Here is a 24000-nt window from a genome sequence, read left to right on the forward strand (position 1 = left end):
ACCTGGTCGTCCTTCCAGTCGTACAACCACCCCGACCACTACATCCGCCACTACGCCTACCAGCTCCGCCTCGACCCCATCACCAACGCGACAGGCCGCAGCGACGCCACCTTCCGCCTGACCAGCTGACCAGCTGACCAGACACCGGATCCGACACGGAATCCGGCGCCGACAGGGATGCCGGCGCCCCGACGGGAGAGCGCCGGCATCCCCCGGCGGAGCCGGCCGCCCGGGCCCGCCACCCTGCCGGCATCCCCCGCGCCTCGTCCGAGTGCACCACGAGCAGCGGCGCCAGCGGCGCCCTTCGCAACACCTCACCGCGGCGCCACCACACGTGCACGCCAGGACACCGCCGGCTCGCCGCCGGCCTCCGGAGGTGACGAGCGGCCCGCCCCGAAAGCCGTGCCGAAGGCGGCCGAAGCCGCACCGGCACCAAAGCGTCGACGCAACCCGCACCGTCCATATGGTCGGACGCAGTTCGATCTGTCGGACGCCAGGGGCCTGTCGACGCTCGCAACACACCCCACATTGAGAAGGAGTTCTCCGTGATCAAGCCTCCCTGGATACGCAGCGTCAGACGCGCGCTGCTGGCGGCCGGTGCCACCGCCGCGCTCGCCGCCGGCCTTCTCACCGCCACGGCCACCACCTCGCAGGCCGCCACCCAGGGGCCGTGCGACATCTACGCCGCCGGTAGCACTCCCTGCGTTGCCGCACACAGCACCACTCGCGCCCTGTACGGGGCGTACAACGGCCCGCTGTACCAGGTCAAGCGCGCCTCCGACAACACGACCAAGGACATCGGCCCGCTGACCGTCGGAGGTGTCGCCGACGCGGCGCAGCAGGACGCCTTCTGCGCGAACACCAGCTGCGTCATCACCGTCATCTACGACCAGTCCCCCAAGGGCAACGACCTCACCCAGGCGCTGAGGGGCCACTGGCCCGGGCCGGCCGAGGGCGGGAACGACAACCTGGCCAACGCCTTCGAAGCGCCGGTCACCGTCGGCGGACACAAGGCATACGGCGTCTACGTCGCACCGGGCACCGGCTACCGCAACAACAACACCAACGGCATCGCCACCGGCGACCAGCCGGAGGGCATGTACGCGATCTTCGACGGCACGCACGTCAACGGCGGCTGCTGCTTCGACTACGGCAACGCCGAGACGACCGGCAACGACGACGGCAACGGCACCATGGAGGCCATCTACTTCGGCACCAGCACGGGTTGGGGCTCCGGCAGCGGCACCGGCCCCTGGATCATGGCCGACCTGGAGAACGGCCTGTTCTCCGGGGTCAACCGCGGAGTGAACGCGGGCGACCCGACCATCAACCACCGCTTCACGACCGCCATCGTCAAGGGCGGCCCGAACCACTGGGCCATCCGCGGTGGCAACGCCCAGTCGGGCAGCCTGTCCACCTTCTACGACGGTGTACGCCCCAACGCCAGCGGCTACAACCCGATGAAGAAGCAGGGCGCGATCATCCTCGGTATCGGCGGCGACAACAGCAACACCGGCCAAGGCACCTTCTACGAAGGCGTCATGACCTCGGGCTACCCCTCGGACGCCACCGAGAACGCCGTACAGGCCAACATCACCGCCGCCGGCTACAACAGCGGGTCGACCAGCGCCGGGACCCTCACCCCAGGCTCCCGGATCTCCCTGCAGGCCACCACCGCGCCCTGCTGCACCTCGCACTACCTCCGCCACAACGACGCCGACACCAAGGTCGTCATCTCCAGCATCAACTCCGCCAGCTCGGCCACCGACAAGGCCGACGCCACCTGGATCGTCCGCGCCGGCCTGGCCAACACCTCCTGCCTGTCCTTCGAGTCCGCCGACAAGCCGGGTCAGTTCCTGCGCCACTCCAACTACCAGCTCTACCTGAACACCGACAACGGTGGCAGCTCGTTCGGCAAGGACGCCACCTTCTGCCCCACAGCGGGCAACAGCGGGGTCGGCACCTCCTTCCAGTCCGTCAACTTCCCGACCAAGTACCTCCGCCACTACAACTACACGGCCTACATCGCCAGCAACGGTGGCACCAACGCCTGGGACAACACGAGGTCGTGGGCCCAGGACACCAGTTGGCTGACCGCAGCTCCTTGGAGCTGACCGAGTGACCGAGCCCGTGGGCGCCTCCAGCCGGAGACGCCCACGGGCTCGGGGCCATGCGACCCCGACTCCGCACACCCCTCGGAGGCACCCGATGAGCGCCACCCCCCTCCCGTCGCGCCGGCTCTTCCTCGGCATGGCGGCCGCCGTACCGCTGTCCATGACCGGCGGGCTGACCCTGGGCAGCCAGTCCGCCAGCGCCGCGACGAACTCCTCGTTCGTCATGGCCTACTTCACCCAGTCACCCAGGAACCTCGGCACTGACTACGGCCTGCACCTCGCGGTCAGCACCGACGCGCTGCAGTGGATGCCGCTGAACCAGAACAACCCCGTCGTCACCCCGACCGCGGGCGACGGCGGTCTGCGCGACCCCTTCATCCTGCCCAAGCAGGACGGCGCCTACGTCGTCATGGCGACCAACCTGAAGGGCACCGACTGGACCAGGAAGAGCCCGTACATCCACGTCTGGGACTCCGCCGACCTGCGCTCCTTCGACAACTACCGCCTGCTCAAACTGCACGACATGGCGACCCACACCTGGGCGCCCGAAGCCTTCTGGGACCCCTCCCGCGGCCAGTACGCCATCACCTACTCGGCCGTCAACAGCAGCGGACACAACGTGATCATGGTCAACTACACCACGGACTTTCAGACCGTGACGTCGCCGCAGGTCTTCTTCGACCCCGGCTACGACATCATCGACGCCACCCTCGCCAAGGACGTGAACGGCGTCAACTACCTGTACTACAAAGGCCACAACAGCCTCACGGGTGCGAAGTCCACCTCGCTCAATCCCGGCAGCTTCACCCAGTTCACCTCGGGGCTGGCACCGCAGGGAGGCATCGAGGGCCCGATCCTCGCCGAGGCCGCCGGCACCTGGTACCTGTGGGGCGACGCCAACGCGCTCTTCTACACCTGGCAGACCAGCGACCTCTCCACCGGAGCCTGGACCGCCACCGACCGTCGCGTCTACACCCAGCCCCTGAACTCCAAGCACGCCGACATCAAGCCGATCCCCCAGACGGTGTACGACAACATGGCAGCCAAGTGGGGAAGGCCTGCCTGGAACCGGCTGAAGTCCTACAACTTCCCCGACAGATACTGGCGGCAGGTCGATTCCCTCGCCCGCATCGACCCGTACCCGTTCGACCCGTACACCGACTCGCAATGGAAGCTGGTGCCGGGGCTGGCCGACTCCTCCGGCGTCTCCTTCCAGTCAGTCACCCAGCCGACCCGCTACCTGCGTCACGCCTTCTACCAGCTGCGACAGGACGCCAACGACGGCACCACGAAGTTCGCCCAGGACGCCACCTTCCACCAGACCGCCGGACTCGCCGACCCCTCCTGGTCGTCGTTCCGCTCTCACAACTACCCGGACCGCTACATCCGGCACTACGACTACGCGCTGCGCATCGACCCGATCTCCAACGCGACCGGCAGAGCCGACGCCACGTTCTCCGTCTGGTACTGAATCCGAGGCGGCACGCCTCTAAGGGCCGGCACCGACGTGGGCTCAGTCGTGCCGGCAGGCTTCGCGCTCGAACTCGGCGAGGGGGACGGCTGCGGTGGACTCCACGCCGTCGTCGGAGACGCTCTGGTAGAGCACCGTCCCCGGGGTGAGCCGATCACGGTCCGTCAGCGTGAAAGTGACACTCGTCGACGACCACGAGTTGTCCTCGGTCCACCCGTAGAGGGCGTACCCGGTCCCGACGGTCAGCGGAGCCAGGGGAGTGGTCGCGGTCCAGCCGGCCGCGGGAGAATCCAGAGGCCAGGTGGCGAGACCGGCGTGGAGAGGGCTGTCGGCCGTCCATGAACCGACCGTCGTCTCCTCGTCGGCGTCGGCGCTGTCGACGTAGAGTGTCGCGCCGTCGATCCGATGCCCGCAGACCATCATGACGCCGAGCAGGCGGCCGTCGTCGGTCACGGAGACGCCGGCGACGGCATCGACGGGCACCGTGCACCCCGACACGCCGGCCAAGGCCCCGCCGACCGCAACGGCCGCCAGCAGGCGTCGAGTTGTCCGCCGCAGCGACATGGCCGACTTCATGGGACCCCCTCGTCAGGGGAGTGCTGGTCCCCCGGTCTTCCGCGCGCACTGCACGTGCCCGACAGAATTCCATGTGTTCTCCGCCTGCGAGCACGTTTTCTTGTCGTTGTGGCGGCGCCCCGCGGGCGGCAGCCGGGAACGTGCTGAGAACTCGCCGCTCCCGGGACCAGTTCGTCGAGCAGCGCCCCGCCGAGAGATCTCGTCCCACGCTCCCCGGCCGCGACGGAGCATGTTGCGTCCCATGACGTGCACGCCGGTGTTTCCGTGCAGGTCCGTGAGGAGCTGAGCGCCGCGTTCCCGCCGCACTGCCGGGACGCCCGCCCTGTCGGGCCAACTGGCCTGAAAACAATCAGAGTTGAGCGCTTGTCCGTGGCGCTCGTGTGGTTCCTTGCACCGATCGCCCCGGTGTCACGGCGCTCTCCGAGTGACGCAGGACACTGTTGACCGGCGTGTTCAAGCCATCCATGATCACCGACTGTAAGAAAAATCTAAGAGAACGGGTGGGGTGTGTTGACGCACAGACGTCGGCGCGATTGGCGCCGGGCGATCGGGAGCGGCGCGATAGCCGTCGCTCTCCTGGGGGGTGCGGTTCCGGCCATCGGCGTCACGGCGGCTCCGGCGTTCGCCGAAGAGGGAGGGGCGACCTCGGCGAAGGCCGACGCCACTCCTGAGTCGAAGGCGAGCGCGCGGGCGGCGAAGACCGGTGAGCGCGTGGAGGTGACGGCGAAGACGTCGGAGTCCACGCAGTTGTTCGCCAACCCTGACGGCACCTTCACGCAGGAGATGAACGCGGCTCCGGTCCGTGCTCAGGAGGACGACGGCCGCTGGGCCCGGATCGACACCACCCTCGTGCGCGAAGCCGACGGCTCCGTGCGGGCCAGGAACACCACGGCGGACGTCGCCTTCTCGGGCGGCGGCAGCGGCGGCCGGCTGGTCACGCTCGAGGACGATGGGCATCAGCTGAAGCTCGGCTGGCCCGGCACGCTGCCCGCGCCGCGCCTCAAGGGCGCGACCGCCACCTACGCCGACGTCCTGCCGGACGTCGACCTGCAGTTGACGGCGCTGAGCACCGGCTACACCTCCGTGCTCGTGGTGAAGTCCGCCCGGGCGGCGAAGAATCCCGCGCTCGCGACGATCAGGATGACCGTCTCCGGGACCGGTCTGGACATCGCCCCGACCCGCGACGGCGGCTTCGTCGCACGCGACGCGGACGGCACTCCGGTCTTCGAGAGCCCCGCCGGCCGGATGTGGGACTCCGCGGGTGACGCCCCCGCCGCCGACACCGCGGCCGCCGACACCGCGGGCGTCACCACGCAGCTCGCCCGTACCGAACCGGTCGACGCCGAGCCCACTTCGGCAGCGCCCGTCCCGCTGCCCGCGACCGGAGGCGAGCCCGCGCCCGCCGAGGGCCCCGGCACGGGTGACGCGGCGGCCGATCTGCCGCTGCGCATCACCGGCACCACCCTGGAGATCACTCCGGACCCCGCCCTGCTGAAGGGCGCCGACACCGTCTTTCCGCTGTACATCGACCCACCGACCAAGGGCATCTCGCTGGGCGACTGGACGGCGCTGGCCTCCAACGGCGCCAAGTACTGGAAGTTCAGCGGGGACAAAGGCGTGGGGCGCTGCTCCAACTACGCCGGCTACCTCTGCTCCAGCAGCCCGTACACCCAGCGCATGTACTTCGAGTACCCGCTGTCGTCGATCCACGGCAAGAAGATCCTCGACGCCACGTTCGAGGTGTACATGGCGTGGTCGTTCACCTGTGACGCTCACTGGTACGACCTGAGCCATGTCAACAAGGGCATCGCCGACAGCACCACCTGGTCGAGCCGGCCCAGCGCCGACGACCTGATGGGCGACCGGTCCGTGTCCTACGGCCGCGGCGGCCTGTGCAGCCCCTCGCAGCCGGCCAACTGGGTGCGGTTCAGCGACAACGTCTCGGGCGGCGAGACCAACGAGAACCTGACGCCGACCCTCGCGACCCACGCCGCGAACAAGGCGGCGCAGATCACGTTCTCGCTGACTGCGCACGACGAGTCCGACGCGGCCGCCTGGGCGCGGTTCCGCAACGACGCCAAGCTGTCGGTCACCTACGTCTCCTACCCGGACAAGCCGACGTCGTACGGCGTCCAGCAGGGCACCACCGGGCGCGTCTGCAACGCCTCCACGCTGCCCTTCGCCACCAGCGACACCACGCCGAAGATGCTCGGCACGGTGCAGTCGGCGGACGGAAGCCAGGCCCAGCTGCGCACCGACTTCGAGGTGTGGAAGGCCGACGGCTCCAGCCGCGTGTGGACCGCGAACTCGCCGAGCACTTCCTGGGTGGCCGACAACGCCGTGCGGGACGCCAGCACCAGCGCACTCGCGGCGCAGACGAACTACCGCATGCGCGTCAAGACTCAGGCGTACTACGTCACCGACCGCGGCGACTCCGGGGTCCTGGACTCCGCATGGTCGTCCTGGTGCTACTTCCGCGTCGACACGGACTCACCGCCGCCGCCCCTCGTCACCAGCGCCGACGGCCTGTACAAGCCGGCCGACGCCAACCCGGCGGCGGGCGGTGTGGGCACCTCGGGCAAATTCACCGTCACCCCAGCCGACACCAACCCGAACACGGCGGGCATCCAGTCCGACGTCGTCAGCTACCGGTGGAAGCTGAACAGCGGCGCACTCTCCCCGCCGATCAACGTGGCCGCGGGCTCGGGCACCACCCTGTCGGTCACCCCGAACCAGGCCGGTGAGAACACCATCCAGGTCTGGGGCTACGACGCGGCCGCCCACAGCTCGCTCACCGGCTACTACAGCTTCCTCGTCAAGGGAGCCGAACTGCCCTCGGGCGTCTGGCACCTGGACAACGCCCTCACCGACGCCACCACCGCCACCGCGCACCCGCTGACCAGCTCGGGGGCCACCTGGGACGCGCTGGCCCGCAGCGGCGCCGGTGCGGCGAAGCTCAACGGCACGACGGCCTACCTGTCGACCTCCGGCGCGGTCCTGGACACCACCAAGTCCTTCACGGTCTCGGCCTGGGTGCGGCTGACGAAGAACGACGTCAACTACACCGTCCTGTCCCAGGCGGGCGTCAACGCCTCCGGGTTCCAGCTGTACTACTCCAGCTCCTACAAGGCGTGGATCTTCAACCGTCACCAGACGGACGTCGTCAACCCCGCCATCACCCGCTCGATCGGCGTCCGACCGCCGGTCCTGAACGCCTGGACGCACCTGGCCGGCGTCTACGACGCGGCGAACCAGACCATCCAGCTCTACGTCAACGGTGTCCCGCAGGGCGTCCCGGTGGCGTTCACCACCCCGTGGAAGGCGTCCGGCAGCCTCCAGATCGGGCGGCTGTGGTACGACGGCGGCGGCAAGGAGAACTTCTCCGGAACCGTCGACGAGGTCAAGGTGTGGTCCCGTGCCCTCGCGGACACCGAGGTCACCCATGACGCGTGGCTGGAGGACGAGGACCTGAGCGACGGCACGTCCGGCGCCCCGGTCCCGGCGCTGGTCGCCAAGTGGGACGCCACCGACATGGCGAACGCCACCGGCGCCACCGTGAAGGACACCAGCGGCTTCGGCCGCAACCTCACCCTGAACGGAGCGGCGCTCACCCAGGTCACCACCGGCGACCCGGACATCGGCGAAGAGGTGACGACGTCCCAGACGATGACCCTGAACGGGACCAGCGCCTACGCCGGCGCCACGGGCCCGTTCGTCGACGACACCGGCTCGTTCACCGCGACCGCCTGGGTCACGCTGGACCCGGCCAGGTTCTCCGACACCTCCAAGTCCTACGCGGTGCAGGTGTTCGGCCAGTCGGGCGTCAGCCAGTCCTCCTGGGGCGTGTGGTACGAGCAGCCGGCCGGCAGCACCCAGGGCCGCTGGACCTTCGGCCGCCCCGACAAGGACGGCACCGGCGCGGCATGGACCGTCAACGCCTCCGACGCGTTCGTCACGGCCCAACTCGGCGTGCCGGTCATGCTGACGGTCGTCCACGACGCCCAGGCGGCGGCCGACGCCGTCGACACCTCCCAGCTCGGCGCGCTGAAGCTGTACGTCGACAGCGCGCTCGTGGGCGACGAGGACGGCGTGTCGTACTCGACTCCCTGGCAGGGAGGCGGCGCCTTCGAGATCGGCCGGGCGAAGGTCAACGGCGCTGCCGCACGCTACTTCCCCGGGACGATCGACAGCGTCCGCGTGTGGGCGGGAGCCACCTCCACCGGAGAGATCGCCGACCGGCGCAACGCCGAACAGCGCTGACGGCGGGCATGGGCAGGGCGGGCTGAACTCTTGTCCTGCCCATGCCCATGCCCATGCCTGTGCCTGTGCCGGTACCTGTGCCCGTTCCCGGGCTCGTGCTCCTGCCCGTGCCCGGGAACGGGTCCGTCCGTCCCGTTCTCGTCCTTCTTCTCTTCCCCTCATCTTTTCGACAACCGGGATATCACCGTGTCTTCATCACCTTTCCGCAGACGCGTGCCAGGGGCGGTCGTGCGCCGCTGGCTCGCCCGCGGCGGACTCGTTCTCTCCTTCTCCCTGTTGCCGCAGGCGGTCGTGCCCTCGGGTTACGACTTCGCGGCGCAGGCCCAGCCGGCGGCGAACCGCAAGCTGGAGCACCGGCCCGACGCGAAGATCGACAAGGTCGGCGTGCTCAAGCGGGGCAAGTCCAAGGCGCCCAAGGACAAGGCCGCCCCGGCCTCGCGGGCCACGCACGAGCGGCTGAAGAAGGCCACCTGGCCGACGACCGCGAAAGCGACCGCGCAGCTCCCGGCGAGCGGCGGCGCCGCCTCGGTGAACGTCGGCGGACTCGGCGTGAAACTCGCTCAGACGCCGGCCGCCGAGCAGTTGAAGCCGGCCAAGGCGTCCGGCCCCGCCGCGAAGGTCGCGCTGAGCGTCCACGCCCAGGCGGCCGCCCGGAAGGCGGGCGTCAGCGGCGTCCTGCTCACCGTGGCCCCCACCACCGGTGACAAACTGCGCGTCTCCCTCGACTACTCGTCCTTCAAGGACGTCTACGGCGGCGACTTCGGCCCCCGTCTGCACCTGGTCACGCTGCCATCGTGCGCGCTGACGACCCCGCAGAAGAAGGCGTGCCGCACGCAGACGCCGGTGGCCGGCGCGGACAACGACGCCGCCACCCAGACGGTGAGCGGCACACTCGCCGCCCGCACCCCGATGCTGCTGGCGGCCGCCGCCGACGCGTCGGGCGGCGGCAGCGACTACGGCGCCACCCCGCTGTCCCCGACCGCGACGTGGGAGGCGGGCGGCAGCACGGGTGACTTCACCTGGAACTACCCGCTGCGGGTTCCCCCGGCGACGGCAGGGCCGTCCCCGAACCTGTCGATCTCCTACAACTCCGGTTCCGTGGACGGGCGTACGGCCGGGGAGAACAACCAGACCTCGGTGGTCGGCGAGGGCTTCTCGATGACCGAGTCCTACATCGAGCGCAAGTACGCCTCGTGCAAGGACGACGGGCAGAGCGGCAAGGGCGACCAGTGCTGGAAGTACGCCAACGCCACGCTGGTCCTCAACGGCAAGGCCGTCGAACTGGTCAACGCCTGCGCCGACAAGAGCGCCTGTGACAGCGCGGCCCTCTCCCAGGCCTCCGGCGGCAGCTGGAAGGTGAAGAACGAGGACGGCTCCCGCGTCGAGCACCTGACGGGCGCCACCGGCAACGGCGACGACAACACCGAGTACTGGAAGGTCACCGACGCCTCCGGCACCCAGTACTTCTTCGGCAAGCACCGCCTGCCCGGCTGGAGCGACAAGGGCACCACCGACACGTCCGACGACGACCCGGTCACCAACTCCGTGTGGACGCTGCCGGTCTTCGGCGACGACGCGGGCGAGCCGTGCTACAAGTCGACCGGCTTCGCCGACTCCTCCTGCACGCAGGCCTGGCGCTGGAACCTGGACTACGTAGTGGACACCCACGGCAACGCCTCGACGTACTGGTACGCCAAGGAGACCAACTACTACTCCAAGAACGGCGACACCACGGTCAACGGCACCGCCTACGTCCGGGGCGGCTACCTCAACCGCATCGACTACGGCCTGCGCAGTGACCTGCTGTACAGCAAGCCGGCCGCGCAGCAGGTGCGTTTCACGTACGCCGAGCGGTGCCTGACCTCGTGCACGAGCCTGACGGCGACGACGAAGGCGAACTGGCCCGACGTTCCCTTCGACATGATCTGCGCGTCCGGCACCAAGTGCACCACGCAGATCGGCCCGTCCTTCTTCACCCGCAAGCGCCTGACCGACATCACGACCTCGGTGTGGACCGGCACCGGCACCACCCAGCGCGACGTCGACGCCTGGCACCTCGACCAGGACTTCCCCGACACCGGTGACGCCTCCTCGGCGAGCCTGTGGCTGAAGTCGATCCAGAACACCGGCAAGGCCAACGCCACCGCAGCCCAGCTCCCGGCGATCGCCTTCGGCGGCGTTCAGATGCCCAACCACGTCGAGGGCAGCGGCCCCGACACCCTGCGTTACATCAAGTGGCGCGTTCGCACGATCAAGTCGGAGACGGGCTCGACGATCACCGTCAACTACTCGGATCCGGACTGCGTCTGGGGCTCGAGCATGCCGGGCGCCGTCGACAAGAACACCCGGCGCTGTTTCCCCGTCAAGTGGTCCCAGTCCGGGGCGACCCCGGTCACCGACTGGTTCCACAAGTACGTGGTCACCTCGACCTTCCAGGACGACCCCTACGGCCACGGCGACACCGGTGAGACGTACTACGACTACCAGGGCGGCGCGGGCTGGGGCTACGCCGACGACGAAGGCCTGACCAAGGCCTCCAACCGCACCTGGTCGCAGTGGCGCGGCTACGGCAAGGTCGTGGAGACCTCCGGCGACGCCGAAGGCCCCCGCTCGAAGAAGTCCACCCTGTACCTGCGCGGCCTGGACGGCGAGAAGGAGCTCGACGGCACACCCCGTGTGGAGAAGGTCACCGACTCCACCGGCGCTGCTCTCGACGACTCCCGCCAGCTGTCCGGCTTCGTGCGCGAGACGATCGTCTACAACGGAACCGACGAGGTCGGCGGCACGATCAACACCCCGTGGTCGCACCGGACGGCCAGTCACACCTACAGCTGGGGGACCACCGAGTCCTGGATCGTGCAGCCCGGTGAGACCACGACGCGCACCAAGACGTCCACCGGTACCCGTACGGTCAAGCAGAAGACGACGTACGACACGACGTACGGCATGCCGCTCACCGTCGAGGACGGCGGCGACTCGGCCAAGACCGGCGACGAGACCTGCACCCGCACCGGCTACGCCCGCAACACGACGGACTGGCTGGTGAACAAGGTCAGCCGGGTCGAGGTCTACTCCGTGGGCTGCACGACCGTCCCGGCGGTGCCCGGCGACGTCATCTCCGACGCCACCACCGCCTACGACAACCAGGCGGTCGGCGCGGCGCCCACCAAGGGCGACATCACCGCCACCGCCCGGGTCGCGAGCTACGAACCGGTGACCAAGGCGCCCGTGTACCAGCAGGTGTCCGGCACCACGTTCGACAAGCTGGGCCGCCCCCTCACCGAGACCAACGCCCTGGGCCGCACGGTCAGGACGATCTACGCCCCCGACGACACCGGCTACGGCCCGTTGACGTCGAAGACGACCATCGACCCCAAGCTGTACTCCTCCACCACCGTGGTGGACCCGGCGTGGGGCACGGCCACCAAGACCACCGACGCCAACGGCAACGTCACCGAGTGGTCCCTGGACGCGCTCGGGCGGGTGCGCTCGGTGTGGAAGCCGGACCGTTCCCGCACCCTCGGCGACGCGGCCACCCTGGTCTACGCCTACAGCATCAACAACGACAAGGAGACCTGGGTCCGCACCGACGCCCTCAAGAACGACGGGCAGACCTACAACAGCTCCTACGAGATCTTCGACTCGCTCCTTCGCTCGCGCCAGAAGCAGGTCCCCGCGCCGGACGGCGGCCGGGTGATCTCCGAGACGCTGTACGACGACCGGGGCCTCGCCTACCTCGCCAACGAGCAGGTCCACGACAACCTCGCACCGTCGGGCACCCTGGCCAACACCTTCCCCGGCTCCGTGCCCGCCTCGACCGAGACGGTGTACGACGCCGCAGGCCGCGCCACCGAGTCCGTCTTCCGCGTCTACGACCAGGAGAAGTGGCGCACCAAGACCGACTACCAGGGCGACCGCACCGCCGTCACCGCCGCCGCGGGCGGCACCGGCACCCTGAGCATCACCGACGCCCGCGGCCGCATCCTGGAGCGCCGTGAGTACGGCGGCCCGGCCCCGACCGGCGCCGACTACACGCGCACCCTCTTCGAGCACGACCCCTCCGGCCGGCTCACCAAGATGACCGGTCCCGACAACGCAGTCTGGTCGTACGGCTACGACCTGCGCGGCCGCAAGACCACCTCCACCGACCCCGACAAGGGCACCGTCACCACCGCCTACAACGACGCCGACCAGCCGGTCGCCACCACCACGACCCTGCTGCAGACCACCCGCACCCTGATCACCGACTACGACGAGCTCGGCCGCAAGACCGGCACCTGGGACGGTGTGAAGGACAACGCCCACCAGCTGACCAAGTTCACCTACGACTCCCTGGCCAAGGGACAGGTGACCGCGGCCATCCGCTACGTCGGCGGCACCACCGGCAAGATCTACTCCCAGGCCGTCACCGGCTACGACGCGCTCGGCCGCCCCAAGGGCGGCAAGACCGTCATCGCCGCCGCCGACCCCCTGGTCACCGCGGGCGCGCCGCAGACCTTCACCACCTCCACCGTCTACAACCGAGACGGCACCGTGCAGTCCACGTCCATGCCCGCGGTGGCCGGCCTGCCCGCCGAGACCGTGGCCAACAGCTACAACAGCCTCGGCATGCTCACCGGCACGTCCGGCATGACCGGCTACGTCCAGAACATCGGCTACTCCCCGTACGGCGAGATCGAGGAGACCCGCCTGGGCACCTCCACCGGCGCCAAGCAGCTGCAGGTCCTCAACCGCTACGAGGACGGCACCCGCCGCCTGTCCAACATGCACACGGTCGACCAGACCAACGCCGGATACACCAGCGACGTCGACTACACGTACGACGCGACCGGCAACGTCAGGTCCGTCACCGACAAGGCGGCGGGCAAGGACGCCCAGTGCTTCGCCTACGACGGCTACCGCCGCCTGACCGAGGCCTGGACCCCGTCCTCGGGCGACTGCGCCACCGCCCGCTCGGCGTCCGCCCTCGGCGGCCCGGCCCCGTACTGGACCAGCTGGACCTACGAGCCCGGCGGTCTGAGGGACACCCAGACCGAGCACAAGGCCACCGGTGACACCGCCACCGCGTACGGCTACCCGGCCGTCGACGCCGACGGCGCCGGCCAGCCGCACACCCTGACCTCGCTCACGGTCGACGGCGGCACGGCCAAGTCGCTGACCTACGACGAGCAGGGCAACACCACCAAGCGGTACGGCGCCACCGGCATCGCCCAGAGTCTCACCTGGGACATCGAGGGCGAGCTCGTCCGCCTCACGGAGGGCGCCAAGGCCACCGACTACCTGTACGACGCCAACGGCGATCTGCTGATCCGCCGCGGCGCCGACCAGACCGTCCTGTACCTGGCCGGTCAGGAACTCCACTACGACACGGGAGCCGCCAAGTTCACCGCCCAGCGCTACTACCCGGCCGGTGACGTCACCGCCGTGCGCACGGAGACCGGTCTGACCTGGATGATCGACGACCATCACGGCACCGCCTCGATGTCCGTCGACGCCACCACCCAGGCCGTCACCCGCCGCTACACCAAGCCCTTCGGCGAGAGCCGCGGCGCGGCGCCCTCGCTGTGGCCCGACGACAAGGGCTTCCTCGGCAAGCCCGTCGACTCAGGAACCGGCCTCGTCCACGTCGGCGCCCGTGAGTACGACCCGACCCTCGGACGCTTCCTGTCGGTCGACCCCGTCCTGGTCCCCGAGGACCACGAGTCGATGAACGGCTACGCCTACGCCGACAACACCCCCGTCACCAAGAGCGACCCGACCGGTCTGCGGCCCATCACGGACTGCGAACGCGGGTGCAGCGACGGCAAGGGCGGCACGTACCACGACTACATGACGATGGGCCCGAACGGGACGTGGGTCTACCACTCCACCCAGACCTACACGACCAAGGTCCCCGGCACGTCCAACACGTACATCAGCGCCACGGTGACCACGCGCGCCGGCCGGACGACCGCCGTCGACGTCGCCGTCTTCAAGAAGCCGAGCTTCAAGAAGGGGCCGAACCCGGAACCGGAGCGCAAGGACGGCAAGAAGAGCAAGGTCATGGACCTGTCCGCGCAGGAGCTGGTCATGCTCTGGGCCAAGGGCGGACCGTCCGACGTCACCCTGCCGCCGGACGGCGAGTTCGTCAGGCAGCTGCGCACCGAGGACCACTTCCGGTCCTTCATCCGCAAGATGCAGGGCATGATCAAGGACGGCGTGTACACGGCGAAGGGATCGTTCGACAAGTCGCACGACAAGCGCACCGACGGGGAGAAGATCTGGGAAGGCATCACGGACTTCACCGGGTTCCTCACGGAGGGCATCTACGGGGCCAGTCCCGCGAGCATGGCGCTGGGCTCCTACAATCTCGACTACGAACTGCTCGGGGTGGCCTGTGAGCCGCCCAGGACGGACTCGGAGTGGGACCACGGGGCCCTCGTCGGCCAGGTGAAGGTGTCGATCTCCAACACCATGTCGGTGGCCTCGGCGACGCGCAGCCTCTCGGACGACGGGTACAAGAAGGGCAGCTCGAACCCGGTCATGAAGGCGGGCTCGGACGTCGCGAAGCACATCTGGCCGGACGGTCAGACGGACATCACCGTGAAGATCAACTGGATCGAGGAAATCTATGTGCCGTACTAGGAGAGCCGGACGCGCTCTTCTCGCAGCGGCCGTCTCCGCGATCCTGGTCTCGGGGGTGTCCGCCTGCGACGAGGGAGAGGACGTCCCCGTCCCCACGCAGGGCCAGATCGTCGGCTCCTGGACCAACCCCGGGGGTGACCGGGTCACCTTCGCGAAGGGCGGCACGGGCACCATCTCGGCGGGAGCCCAGCTCCAGCTGAGCAGCCTGATGGAGAAGTCCGACACCAAGCCGCAATGCCCGTTCTCCTGGGGTGTCGACACCGTGCCGGCGGGAGGCGACACGTGGGTCTCCGTCACGTTCGCCGCGGGGCAGTGCGGACCGGATCCGGGTGAGTTCGGTCTGTACTACTACTACGAGGAGGACTCCGGGGCTCTTCGGCTGTCACCGGCCGTGGAGTTCCCGAAGCCCGAGGAGATCTACACCCGCTCGTAGGCGACCGGGTAGCGGATCACCGGGGGTCACCGGCTCCCGGTGATCCCGCCCCCTTCGGAAGGGGAGGCGTGCTCGCGTCTCCCCTTCCGAAGTCACATGCCGGGCTCTGCCAAACGGCTTCCGCCGACGAGGACTGCGGTCCTATCGTCTGGACCCGTGATCAGAAACGGCGTTCCCCTGCCCCCCACGGTCTACCCGCTCGCCAAGGGGCGGGTGTGGGCCATGCTGGCCGGCTCCCTGGTCTTCGTCGGTCTGGGCGTCGCCTTCCTGCTCGCCCACAGCACCGTGAAGATGACCCTGGCCGGTGCGCTGGCCGTGCCCTTCTTCGGACTCTGCTCGGTCCTCATCATGCGGCGCCTGCTCAGCGACCGGCCGGAGCTGGTGCTGGACGACGCGGGAGTGGACCACGTACGGCTGGGGCGCCTCGGCTGGGACCAGATAGCCCTCGTGCGGATACGCGAGCAGCGGGTGCGCACCACCTCGCAGCGGTTCATCGAGCTGGTGCTGCACGACCCGGACGCCTATCTGGCCCACGCACCCAAGCTCGTCCGCAGCACGGCGTCCATGAACGCACGACTCGGCTTCGGGCCGGCCACCATGGCCGTGAACACGCTGTCCGTACCGCCCGAGGCGGTCCTGGACGCGATGCGCCGCCACCGCCCCGGACTCGCCGTGCAGCACTGAGCGCGTCAGGTCGCCCGACCGGCTGACGTGCGGCGCCGGGCCAACACGCGGGTTGCGCCGCCGTCGTCCTCGGCGTCGTACCGGACATGCTCGAAACCGATCCGGCTCAGCAGGGTCAGTGGGTCCCGGTTCGGTGCGGCCACGGTGGGGTGGACGGCGGCGGCTCCGGCAGAAGCCGTTCGATGCGCAGAGTCGGGGTCACCGTCGGCGAGGCCGGCCAGGGGGTGTCCAGGTGGGCAAACCGCGTTGGCGCACGCGATTCGCCCCCGCCGCGGCCCGGTCGGCGCGGCGAGCTTCGGCTGACCTACGGGCTCTGGACACTAGCCTGGCCGTCTGCCGACCGACCGCCGCACAGCGTCGAAGGAGTCACCCGCATGGAGATCGTGTCGTCACGGAAGATCACCACGTTTCTGATGTTCGAGGGGAACGCCGAGGACGCGATGACCTTCTACATCTCGCTGTTCGACGATGCCGAGGTGATCGGCATCAGTCGCTACGGAGCCGCGGGTCCCGGCAAGGAAGGCAGTGTGCAGCACGCGACCTTCTCACTCGCCGGTGAGGAGTTCATGTGCATCGACAGCCCCGTGCAGCACGACTTCACCTTCACGCCCGCCGTCTCGCTCTTCGTCCAGTGCCAGGACGAGGCCGAGCTGGACCGCCTCTTCGCTGCCCTGGCCGAACAGGGCACCGTGCTCATGCCGTTGGGGGACTACGGCTTCAGCCCCAGGTTCGGCTGGGTCAACGACCGGTTCGGCGTCTCCTGGCAGCTGAACCTGCCCGCCTGAGCGGTCGTCTCGCGCCGCACCGGTGCGATGACTTGCTCACCCGCCCGAATATCGATTGCAAGTCCGTGCCGTGGGTCGAACGATGGCACGTTGTGACGACCACAGAAACCCGGCCCGTGTCCGGCGCGGCCCGGCCGATCGCCCTGGTGACGGGAGTCGGCCGCTCCGTGGGGATCGGCGCGGGCGTCGCCCGCCGGCTGGCCGGGGCCGGCTGGAACGTAGCCTTCACGTACTGGACGCCGTACGACGCGCGCATGGCCTGGGGCGTCGAGGCCGGCGCCGCGGACACCATCGCCGAGTCCCTGGCGGACGAGGGCGCCGAGACGGCGGCCGTCGAGGCGGACCTCGCCGATCCGGACACTCCGGAACGTGTCTTCGACGAGGTCCGGCGCCGCCTCGGCGACGTCACGGCTCTCGTGATGTGCCACTGCGAGTCGGTCGACTCCGGCCTGCTCGACACCACCCTGGAGAGCTTCGACCGCCACTTCGCGGTCAACGCGCGCGCCACCTGGCTGCTGATCCGCGAGTACGGCCGTCGCTTCCAGGGCGCTCACGGAACCGGACGCGTGATCAGCCTCACCAGTGACCACACCGTCGGCAACCTGCCCTACGGGGCGAGCAAAGGCGCGCTGGACCGCATCACGCTGGCCGCCGCCCATGAACTCGCCCCGCTCGGGATCACCGCCAACGTGATCAACCCGGGGCCGGTCGACACCGGTTGGATGTCCGACGACATCCGGGACCACGTGGTGCGCCAGACGCCGTTGGGACGGCTGGGCAACCCGCAGGACACCGCCCACCTCGTGGAGTTCCTGTGCTCACCGCGGGGGCAGTGGATCAACGGACAGCTGCTGAAGAGCAACGGCGGCCTCGCCTGACCCCGGCCCCGCCGACACGGAGCAGGACGCCTCGGCAGGGCTGACGCGAAAGCACTGGACGGTCCGGCCGGATCGATGCCATCGTCAGCGATCATGACGGAGCACGACTTCCTGGCCCTGGCGCCGCAATACACCTCGACCTCCGAACTGCTCTCGAGTGCTGCGCGTCGGCGGGGGATGGACGTGGAAGTGCTCCCCGCCCACGGAGAGGCGGGCAACGCCGCTCAGAGGCGCGGTGGTCACTACTTCGGAGGCCCCACCTTCGCGGCGCGCGTCGCGGACGCCCTCGAGGTCGCACTCCTGGAACCGACCGACGACTGGCTGGCCACGTTGCCCCACGCGTACACCGGACGGCGTATCGCCATGGCCACCCTGGGCGAGGCGCGACGCCTGTCCCGGCCGGCGTTCGTCAAGCCGCCGAGTGCCAAGACCTTCCCGGCCGCTGTCTACGCCGGCGGGAGCAGCCTCCCGACGGGGCCGGAGCTGTCGGCGGACGTGCCGGTACAGATCAGCGACGTGGTGACCTGGGCAGCCGAGTTTCGCCTGTACCTCCTCGACGGCGAGGTCCGTACGGGTTCGCAGTACGCCACTTTCGGCCGTCTCGACGCCGAGCGCCTGGACGGGCACCGCCATGAGGCCGATGTCCTGGAGTTCGCGGACGACCTGCTGGCCACGTGCGGTGCCGGCCTGCCCGGAGCGGTGGTGGTGGACGTCGGGATCCTGGCCGCATCCGAGCACGGCGCCGCCGGCCGGTGGGCGGTGGTCGAGGCGAACATGGCGTGGTTCAGCAACTGCTACGCCGCGGATCCCGACCGGGTCCTGGACGTCGTCCTGCGCTCAGCCGGCCCCCGGACGCGGATGGCGGAGCGGGACCGCCGCTTCTGCCGGGGGCCGGGGTCAGGCGTGCGGCGGTGATCGACGCGGGCCGGCTCGGGCGCAGCTGACGCAGGTGGTGGCCGCCGGGCGTATCTCCAGGCGTTCGGGCGGAATCCTCCGGCCGCAGTGTTCGCACCGACCGTACTGTCCCTGTTCAAGACGTTCCAGCGCCCGGTCCAGTTCTTCCAGGTGCTCGCGCGCCTGCGTCAGCAGGGCCGCCACGTGTGCACGCTCGAAGGCGGTGGTGCCCCCCTCGGGGTCGTGCTCGTCGTCGACTGCGACCAGGGCGTTCGCCGCGACGATCCCGTCGAAGTCGCGGCTCAGTGCGGCCGCACGGGCGAGGGTGTCGGCCCGGTCGGCGGCGAGGCGCGCACGCGCGCCCCTGAGGCTGGACCCGACGGGCTCGTCCTGGCTGTCGCGGGATGCATCGCCCATGCTGCGACAACGCCGACACGGTTTTCGGCATTCCCCCGGCCGGCCGGCCGGCCGCGTTCCGCGTACGCGTGGCTCGCGGGACGCGGTGGACGACGGACGCCGTCCACGGCGTGGCAGGGGGGTGGGCTCGGACGCCGCCGGCGCATCGGGACCTTCGTGCGACGCATTGACCCCGCGGCGCCGTCGCGGTTGCATGCTTGGGGTCCTCCGGTGGGGAGCCGGAGAGGACGACCGATGTCATGGCTTGGGGGAGACGATGGGAATCATGGATCAGAAGGTCGCCGGACGCGTGCGGGCCGTCTTAGGCGCCACGGTGCTGGTCTGCGCGGTCACGACGGCGCTGCCGGGAGCCGTTTCGGCTGAGCCCGCGACCGTGCCGGGCGCAGCGAGTGACAGCGCGGCCGGCGTCGAGCGGATCAGTGTCGCGACCGACGGCGCCCAGGGCGACGGCGACTCCGCCGGCGCCACGATCACAGCCGACGGCGGGCGTATCGCCTTCTCGTCGTCGGCGAAGAGCCTGACACCCTCCAACCCGGTCACGTTCGAGAAGGTGTTCGTCCGTGATCAGCGGGCGGGCGAGACCACGCAGATGAGCACCAACACGTCCCCGATCCAGCGCCCGGTGATCAGCGGGGACGGGCAGTACGTCGCCCTGTGGGGGCAGCTGTTCCGGGACACGAAGGTCCTGCTGTCCCAGGTGAGTTCGGCACGCTCGATCGGCGTCAACTGCTCGGGCCTCAGCTGCAGCCAGCCCTCGCTCAGCGCCGACGGCCGCTACATCGCCCATGTGGCCACCTTCAGCCGGCCGCCGTCCCGCCAGCGCATCGAGGTGCTGGACTGGCGCGCCAACACCACGCAGACCGTCGCCGAGCTGAGTCACAGCGTCCAGTCGCGCCCGTCCATCAGCGGCGACGGCCGGTTCGTCGCCTATCAGGACGGCCAGACACAGGACGTCTTCGTCTGGGACGCTACCGACCACACCTCCACCGGCCCGATCGAAGGTCCGTCCAGGGCGGCCACACTCGTCCAGCTCAGCAAGGACGGCAGCAAGGTCGTCTACTTGTCGGGCTCCGACACCTACATCCACGACCAGAGCTCGGGCGCGGACCAACTGGTGCCCGGCGTAAGGGGTTTGGCGATCGATCCCACCGGACGACATCTGCTGTACGCCCCCCAGGACACGAGCGGACCGGCGCTCGTGCTGCGCGATCTGGAGACGGGCGCCGACGAAATCGTGTGCAACCAGCCCGCATCGGCCGGGACCGACGCCGTCAGTGCCGGTGGGCGCGAGGTCGTCTTCCATTCCACGGCCGACGACATCGTGCCCTCGGACACCAACGGGAAGTCGGACGTGTTCATCCGCCGCTTCTCCTGATCGCGGCGGGGGAGTGGGGGACACGGGTGGCGCTGCCCCTTCCGGCCGTATGCGGAGGGAAGGGACAGCGCCTTCGGTCGTCTCGCGGCGAACGGGCGACCCGGCGGGAGGTCAGCCGTGGTAGTTGATGTATCCGTTGCCGTCGGCGTCGTTGGCGCGCTTGGTGTAGGAGTGGACGTCCGCCCTGGCGCCGGACGGCTTCAGCAGGTAGACGGTGTCCTTGTCGTTGTTCCAGATGAAGTTGCAGTTCTGGCGGTAGACCACGTTCCCGGCGTCGGAGTCGGTCCCCCTGCCGCCGCGCAGTTTCACGTAGTCGCCGGGCTCGAGCTTGTGGCTGGAGGCGAAGGTGAACTTGTTCCCCGTGGCGTCCTTGACGACGTAGCCCTTGAGGTCGACGGTCGCTGTACGGGAGTAGTTCTTGATCGTCAGGTACTCGTCCTTGGTGTTGCCGCCGGAACACCGGTTGGAGTCGCTGCCGGGGGCGTCGTACTGGATGCCCTTGACCTTCAGCGCCGACGTGTACTCGGTGGCCTGAGCCGGTCCCGTGGTGATCGCGGCTATCGTGCCGGCAACGGCGGCTGTGACCAGGACATGGCGTATGCGCATGAGGAAATCCCCCCTCAATGGTGCGAATGAAGCGCCTGGAGCCTATCGGAAGTGAACGACGGGTGTTCCTGTCGTGTGCAAGTTGTGAAGGGCGCGAGTCGGCCGAACGGGAGGGGTGCAGTGGTCTCGGTTCGCGCCACGGTAAGCTCTTGACATGCCCCCGATCGATCTCGCCCGGCTCGCCGAACGGTTGCACCAGGACCTGGCCAGGCCCGAGCGCGAGCTGCTGGCTCCGGGAAGTTCCTGGAATCTCTCCCAGACGCTGCAGCACTGTGCCCAGACGGTCCGCTATTCCGTGACCGGCTACCCCGCGCTCAAGCCCGCCCTGTTCCGGGCAACGGCAGGCGCCCTCGCCAAACGGGTCTTCCTGCGTCGCGGCGCCACGAGGCACTCGCTCGCCGCCGAGATCTACGGAGCGCCACCCCTGGACCCGGAAGTGCCGGTGACCGAGGCCGCGGCCGGCCTCACGGAGGCGGTGGCCCTGTTCACGAGCCACACCGCAGAGCACGCTCCCCACCCCGCCTACGGACGCTGCACGCACGACGAGTTCGCGCGGCTGCACGCCATGCATCTCGCCGAGCACCTCCCCGGCCTGGTGGACGCCTGACGGCACGGCGTGGCCCGCTACGGCGCGGCTCGCGCTGGGCGTGAAGCCGCCGACGGGCGCCGGCGGCACCCTGATGCGCGTGCACGACGGCTTGCCCACTGTGCGCCGGTCGAATCGAGGCGCCCCGTCACCGCAGAGGCGGCCATGAGGTCTCCGGTGTCCGGTTCTCCCCGGTCGACGAACCCTTGACCGGAGACCTCACTCCTTCCTGTTCAGGAGATACGGCCGCTCAGCTCACTCCGCCACGTCCTGGTCGCGCTCGGGCCAGGTCGGGCCCTGATCGGTCCAGACGACACCCTTGTTCCGGCAGAGGCAGAAGGGGTGGCCGACGGGGTCGGTGTAGACGCGGAAGCCGTAGCCCTCGGGGCCGATCCAGTCCCGCTGCAGTGTCGCGCCGAGGGCCAGTACGCGGCGCTCCTCGGCCTCGATGTCGTCGACTTCGAAGTCGAGGTGGAACTGCTTGGGGTGCTCGCTGTCGGGCCACTGCGGGGCTCGGTAGTCCTCCACCGGGGTGAAGGCCAGTTCGATCTCGCCGAACCGGATACCGGCCCAGTTCGCGTTGCTGCCCTCCTTGACCGGAAGCCCCGTCACCTCGGAGTAGAAGGCTGCCAGCTTCATCGTGTCCGGGCAGTCGATGATGAAGTCGGTAAGTCGTAGCATCCCGTGATCCTGCCACACGATCAGTTGAGCCCGAGCCCTCCCGTCCGACTCCGGTCAGCCGGAGGTGAGGCGGTTCTTGAGTCCCTGTCCGTAGGCGGTCGGGGTTCCGTCGTAGTCGGTGATGAGGGACGGGCCGGACTTGCAGTCCCACGTGTTCCAGGTCCAGCCCAGGTAGCCGAGATCCCGGCTGTCCAGCCAGTTCATGAGCGTGTCGACGTATCCGTGGGCGCAGTCGTTCTGGCCGATCTCGCCGACCATCAGCGGGTAGCGGGCGGCGACGGGCGCGATCTGGGAGTCCCAGCAGCTCTGGGTGTTGCAGTTGTTGAAGTTGTACGAGTGCCAGGACGCCACGAGCTTTCCGGCCGGGTCCGAGGGCGCGTACGTCAGCCACCCCGACAGGTCGTTGGAGTAGTTGATGCCGCCGAGCATGATGTGGTTGGTCGCGCCGGTGGACCGCACGGCATTGACGAGGGTCTGCATACCGGCCACGGAGTAGAGGAAGCCGATGCAGGCGGAACCGCCGTCGCGCCAGCACTTCCACGAGGCGTTGCGGTCGAACATCACCAGGTTCGGGAAGGGCTCGTTGAACAGGTCGAAGACGACGGCCTGGTCGCTCTTGAAGGTGTTGGCCACCGACTTCCAGAAGTCCGGGGTGTGGTCGCTGTCGGGCATGGGCTTCTGGCACTTCGAGGCGTACGTCCAGCAACTGGATCCGATGCCTATGTGGACACCGCTGCTCCAGTGCAGTTCGAGGATGACGTACAGGTCGGCCTGGCGGAGCCGCGAGACGTAATCGGAGATGGCGTTGCGGTAATCGGCGCCGCTGTAGGCGGGGTTGACACCGTTGATGCCGAGCCAGCAGTCCTCGTTGAGCGGAACGCGGACGACGTTGGCCCGCCAGTTCTTGATGGCCTGGACGGAGGCGCCGTCGGCGGGGCCGTCGAAGATGCCCCGGTTCTGCACGCACATGAACTCGGTGCCGGAGCGGTTGACTCCGCGCAGCCTGGTGGGCAACGCGGTGGAGACGGAGGCAGCGGCGGCATGCCCGGTGCCGGACGTGGCGGACGTACCGCGGGCAGCCGGCGCCGCGGACACCGGCTCGGGCATGAGCAGCGCTCCGATCAGGCTCAGCAGCATGGCGAGAACGCCTGCTGCCCAGCGGCGTCCTGCGGTGGAGGGACGAAATCTCATCGTGTCTCCCGATGGGGGGTGATGCGTGGGCGCATCCCGAATGCGCCCACGCCTGGGAAATCGGGGGTTCGACGTCGAGAGCCTGCACGTGGAAGGCGCCCTCCGCTTGAACTGACCGAACCCCGCAGAGGGGTTCATCGTCCCAAGTCAGGAAGGCACTTTCAGGTGTTTGACCCACTGGCCGCCGACCCGTCCGGAACGGCGAGGCCGACGCGTGGGGCGCCGATGCTCATCGGGCCGCCGTCCTCGGCCTCGAGCCGGGTGATCCCGGCGATCGGGGGTCGCCGCGGCGAAATCCACGGCAGTGACCTCACCGCTGCTGGAGCCCGAGCTGCCCGTCTCCCTCCTGCATTACGTCCTGCCGGGCACAGTGGAGGACGAGTTCGTCAGGGCGCTGGGTCGAGGCTTCGCCTCGATCGGCTTGG

The 24000-nt window shown here is 69.3% G+C and carries 17 protein-coding genes; 12 read left to right on the forward strand and 5 right to left on the reverse strand.

The features are described 5' to 3' along the window. The 3 genes from ACH4ZA_RS32205 to ACH4ZA_RS32215 all read left to right on the forward strand — a co-directional run. A partial coding sequence (locus ACH4ZA_RS32205) for an AbfB domain-containing protein (protein ID WP_398431743.1) occupies positions 1-129 on the forward strand: 129 nt, incomplete at its 5' end. A 416-nt stretch (positions 130-545) separates the two neighbouring features. Next, positions 546-2114: an alpha-L-arabinofuranosidase B gene (locus ACH4ZA_RS32210; RefSeq protein WP_398432772.1), complete on the forward strand. Its 1569-nt coding sequence runs from the start codon at positions 546-548 to the stop codon at positions 2112-2114. A gap of 94 nt (positions 2115-2208) precedes the next feature. Then, a complete protein-coding gene (locus ACH4ZA_RS32215) occupies positions 2209-3585 on the forward strand; it encodes a glycoside hydrolase family 43 protein (protein WP_398432773.1) in 1377 nt (458 codons plus the stop codon). 42 nt (positions 3586-3627) lie between these two features. On the opposite strand, the gene ACH4ZA_RS32220 is transcribed toward ACH4ZA_RS32215, so the two are convergent. Continuing rightward, the gene (locus tag ACH4ZA_RS32220; RefSeq protein WP_398432774.1) at positions 3628-4161 is read right to left on the reverse strand and encodes a hypothetical protein; all 534 of its coding nucleotides are present in this window, start codon (positions 4159-4161) and stop codon (positions 3628-3630) included. Between the two features lie 711 nt (positions 4162-4872). On the opposite strand from ACH4ZA_RS32220, the gene ACH4ZA_RS32225 reads away from it, so the two are divergent. The 7 genes from ACH4ZA_RS32225 (at position 4873) to ACH4ZA_RS32255 (ending at position 18740) form a co-directional block, all read left to right on the forward strand. Then, positions 4873-8421: a LamG-like jellyroll fold domain-containing protein gene (locus tag ACH4ZA_RS32225; RefSeq protein WP_398432855.1), complete on the forward strand. Its 3549-nt coding sequence runs from the start codon at positions 4873-4875 to the stop codon at positions 8419-8421. Between the two features lie 228 nt (positions 8422-8649). Further along, on the forward strand, positions 8650-15045 hold the full coding sequence (locus ACH4ZA_RS32230; RefSeq protein ID WP_398432856.1) for an RHS repeat-associated core domain-containing protein: 6396 nt from the start codon (positions 8650-8652) through the stop codon (positions 15043-15045). Beyond that, positions 15032-15478: a hypothetical protein gene (locus tag ACH4ZA_RS32235; RefSeq protein ID WP_398432775.1), complete on the forward strand. Its 447-nt coding sequence runs from the start codon at positions 15032-15034 to the stop codon at positions 15476-15478. The genes ACH4ZA_RS32230 and ACH4ZA_RS32235 overlap by 14 nt, the downstream gene beginning before the upstream one ends. A 156-nt stretch (positions 15479-15634) precedes the next feature. Next, a complete protein-coding gene (locus tag ACH4ZA_RS32240) occupies positions 15635-16162 on the forward strand; it encodes an STM3941 family protein (RefSeq protein WP_398432776.1) in 528 nt (175 codons plus the stop codon). A gap of 374 nt (positions 16163-16536) precedes the next feature. After that, complete coding sequence (locus tag ACH4ZA_RS32245; RefSeq protein ID WP_398432777.1) at positions 16537-16947, forward strand: VOC family protein; 411 nt, start codon at positions 16537-16539, stop codon at positions 16945-16947. A 92-nt stretch (positions 16948-17039) separates the two neighbouring features. Continuing rightward, the gene (locus ACH4ZA_RS32250) at positions 17040-17825 is read left to right on the forward strand and encodes an SDR family oxidoreductase (protein ID WP_398432778.1); all 786 of its coding nucleotides are present in this window, start codon (positions 17040-17042) and stop codon (positions 17823-17825) included. Positions 17826-17918: 93 nt separating this feature from the next. Continuing rightward, positions 17919-18740: an ATP-grasp domain-containing protein gene (locus ACH4ZA_RS32255; protein WP_398432780.1), complete on the forward strand. Its 822-nt coding sequence runs from the start codon at positions 17919-17921 to the stop codon at positions 18738-18740. Here the strand turns inward: ACH4ZA_RS32255 and ACH4ZA_RS32260 are convergent. After that, on the reverse strand, positions 18723-19136 hold the full coding sequence (locus tag ACH4ZA_RS32260; protein WP_398432781.1) for a TraR/DksA family transcriptional regulator: 414 nt from the start codon (positions 19134-19136) through the stop codon (positions 18723-18725). The genes ACH4ZA_RS32255 and ACH4ZA_RS32260 overlap by 18 nt on opposite strands. A 265-nt stretch (positions 19137-19401) precedes the next feature. Between ACH4ZA_RS32260 and ACH4ZA_RS32265 the strand changes: the two genes are divergently transcribed. Further along, positions 19402-20511, forward strand: coding sequence for a TolB family protein (locus ACH4ZA_RS32265; RefSeq protein ID WP_398432782.1), 1110 nt, complete (start codon positions 19402-19404; stop codon positions 20509-20511). Between the two features lie 111 nt (positions 20512-20622). Here ACH4ZA_RS32265 and ACH4ZA_RS32270 read toward each other — a convergent pair whose 3' ends face one another. Then, the gene (locus ACH4ZA_RS32270; protein WP_398432783.1) at positions 20623-21117 is read right to left on the reverse strand and encodes a lamin tail domain-containing protein; all 495 of its coding nucleotides are present in this window, start codon (positions 21115-21117) and stop codon (positions 20623-20625) included. Between the two features lie 154 nt (positions 21118-21271). Between ACH4ZA_RS32270 and ACH4ZA_RS32275 the strand changes: the two genes are divergently transcribed. Further along, complete coding sequence (locus ACH4ZA_RS32275) at positions 21272-21724, forward strand: DUF1569 domain-containing protein (RefSeq protein ID WP_398432784.1); 453 nt, start codon at positions 21272-21274, stop codon at positions 21722-21724. A gap of 234 nt (positions 21725-21958) precedes the next feature. Here ACH4ZA_RS32275 and ACH4ZA_RS32280 read toward each other — a convergent pair whose 3' ends face one another. Both ACH4ZA_RS32280 and ACH4ZA_RS32285 read right to left on the reverse strand, forming a co-directional pair. Then, positions 21959-22384, reverse strand: coding sequence for a VOC family protein (locus ACH4ZA_RS32280; protein ID WP_398432785.1), 426 nt, complete (start codon positions 22382-22384; stop codon positions 21959-21961). A 54-nt stretch (positions 22385-22438) separates the two neighbouring features. Then, positions 22439-23575, reverse strand: a complete 1137-nt coding sequence (locus ACH4ZA_RS32285; protein WP_398432786.1) for a glycoside hydrolase family 5 protein — start codon at positions 23573-23575, stop codon at positions 22439-22441. Positions 23576-24000: the final 425 nt, after the last annotated feature.

Origin of the sequence: Streptomyces sp. NPDC020597 (genome assembly GCF_044335095.1) — a bacterium.
Classification (GTDB): Bacteria; Actinomycetota; Actinomycetes; order Streptomycetales; family Streptomycetaceae; genus Streptomyces.

Excerpts from the sequence above, each read along its gene's own strand:
- ACH4ZA_RS32245 (WP_398432777.1), top strand. The coding sequence starts at position 16,537 with ATGGAGATCGTGTCGTCACGGAAGATCACCACGTTTCTGATGTTCGAG.
- ACH4ZA_RS32255 (WP_398432780.1), top strand. The coding sequence starts at position 17,919 with ATGACGGAGCACGACTTCCTGGCCCTGGCGCCGCAATACACCTCGACC.
- ACH4ZA_RS32260 (WP_398432781.1), bottom strand. The coding sequence starts at position 19,136 with ATGGGCGATGCATCCCGCGACAGCCAGGACGAGCCCGTCGGGTCCAGC.
- ACH4ZA_RS32280 (WP_398432785.1), bottom strand. The coding sequence starts at position 22,384 with ATGCTACGACTTACCGACTTCATCATCGACTGCCCGGACACGATGAAG.
- ACH4ZA_RS32215 (WP_398432773.1), top strand. The coding sequence starts at position 2,209 with ATGAGCGCCACCCCCCTCCCGTCGCGCCGGCTCTTCCTCGGCATGGCG.
- ACH4ZA_RS32235 (WP_398432775.1), top strand. The coding sequence starts at position 15,032 with ATGTGCCGTACTAGGAGAGCCGGACGCGCTCTTCTCGCAGCGGCCGTC.
- ACH4ZA_RS32270 (WP_398432783.1), bottom strand. The coding sequence starts at position 21,117 with ATGCGCATACGCCATGTCCTGGTCACAGCCGCCGTTGCCGGCACGATA.
- ACH4ZA_RS32265 (WP_398432782.1), top strand. The coding sequence starts at position 19,402 with ATGGATCAGAAGGTCGCCGGACGCGTGCGGGCCGTCTTAGGCGCCACG.
- ACH4ZA_RS32285 (WP_398432786.1), bottom strand. The coding sequence starts at position 23,575 with ATGAGATTTCGTCCCTCCACCGCAGGACGCCGCTGGGCAGCAGGCGTT.
- ACH4ZA_RS32220 (WP_398432774.1), bottom strand. The coding sequence starts at position 4,161 with ATGAAGTCGGCCATGTCGCTGCGGCGGACAACTCGACGCCTGCTGGCG.
- ACH4ZA_RS32275 (WP_398432784.1), top strand. The coding sequence starts at position 21,272 with ATGCCCCCGATCGATCTCGCCCGGCTCGCCGAACGGTTGCACCAGGAC.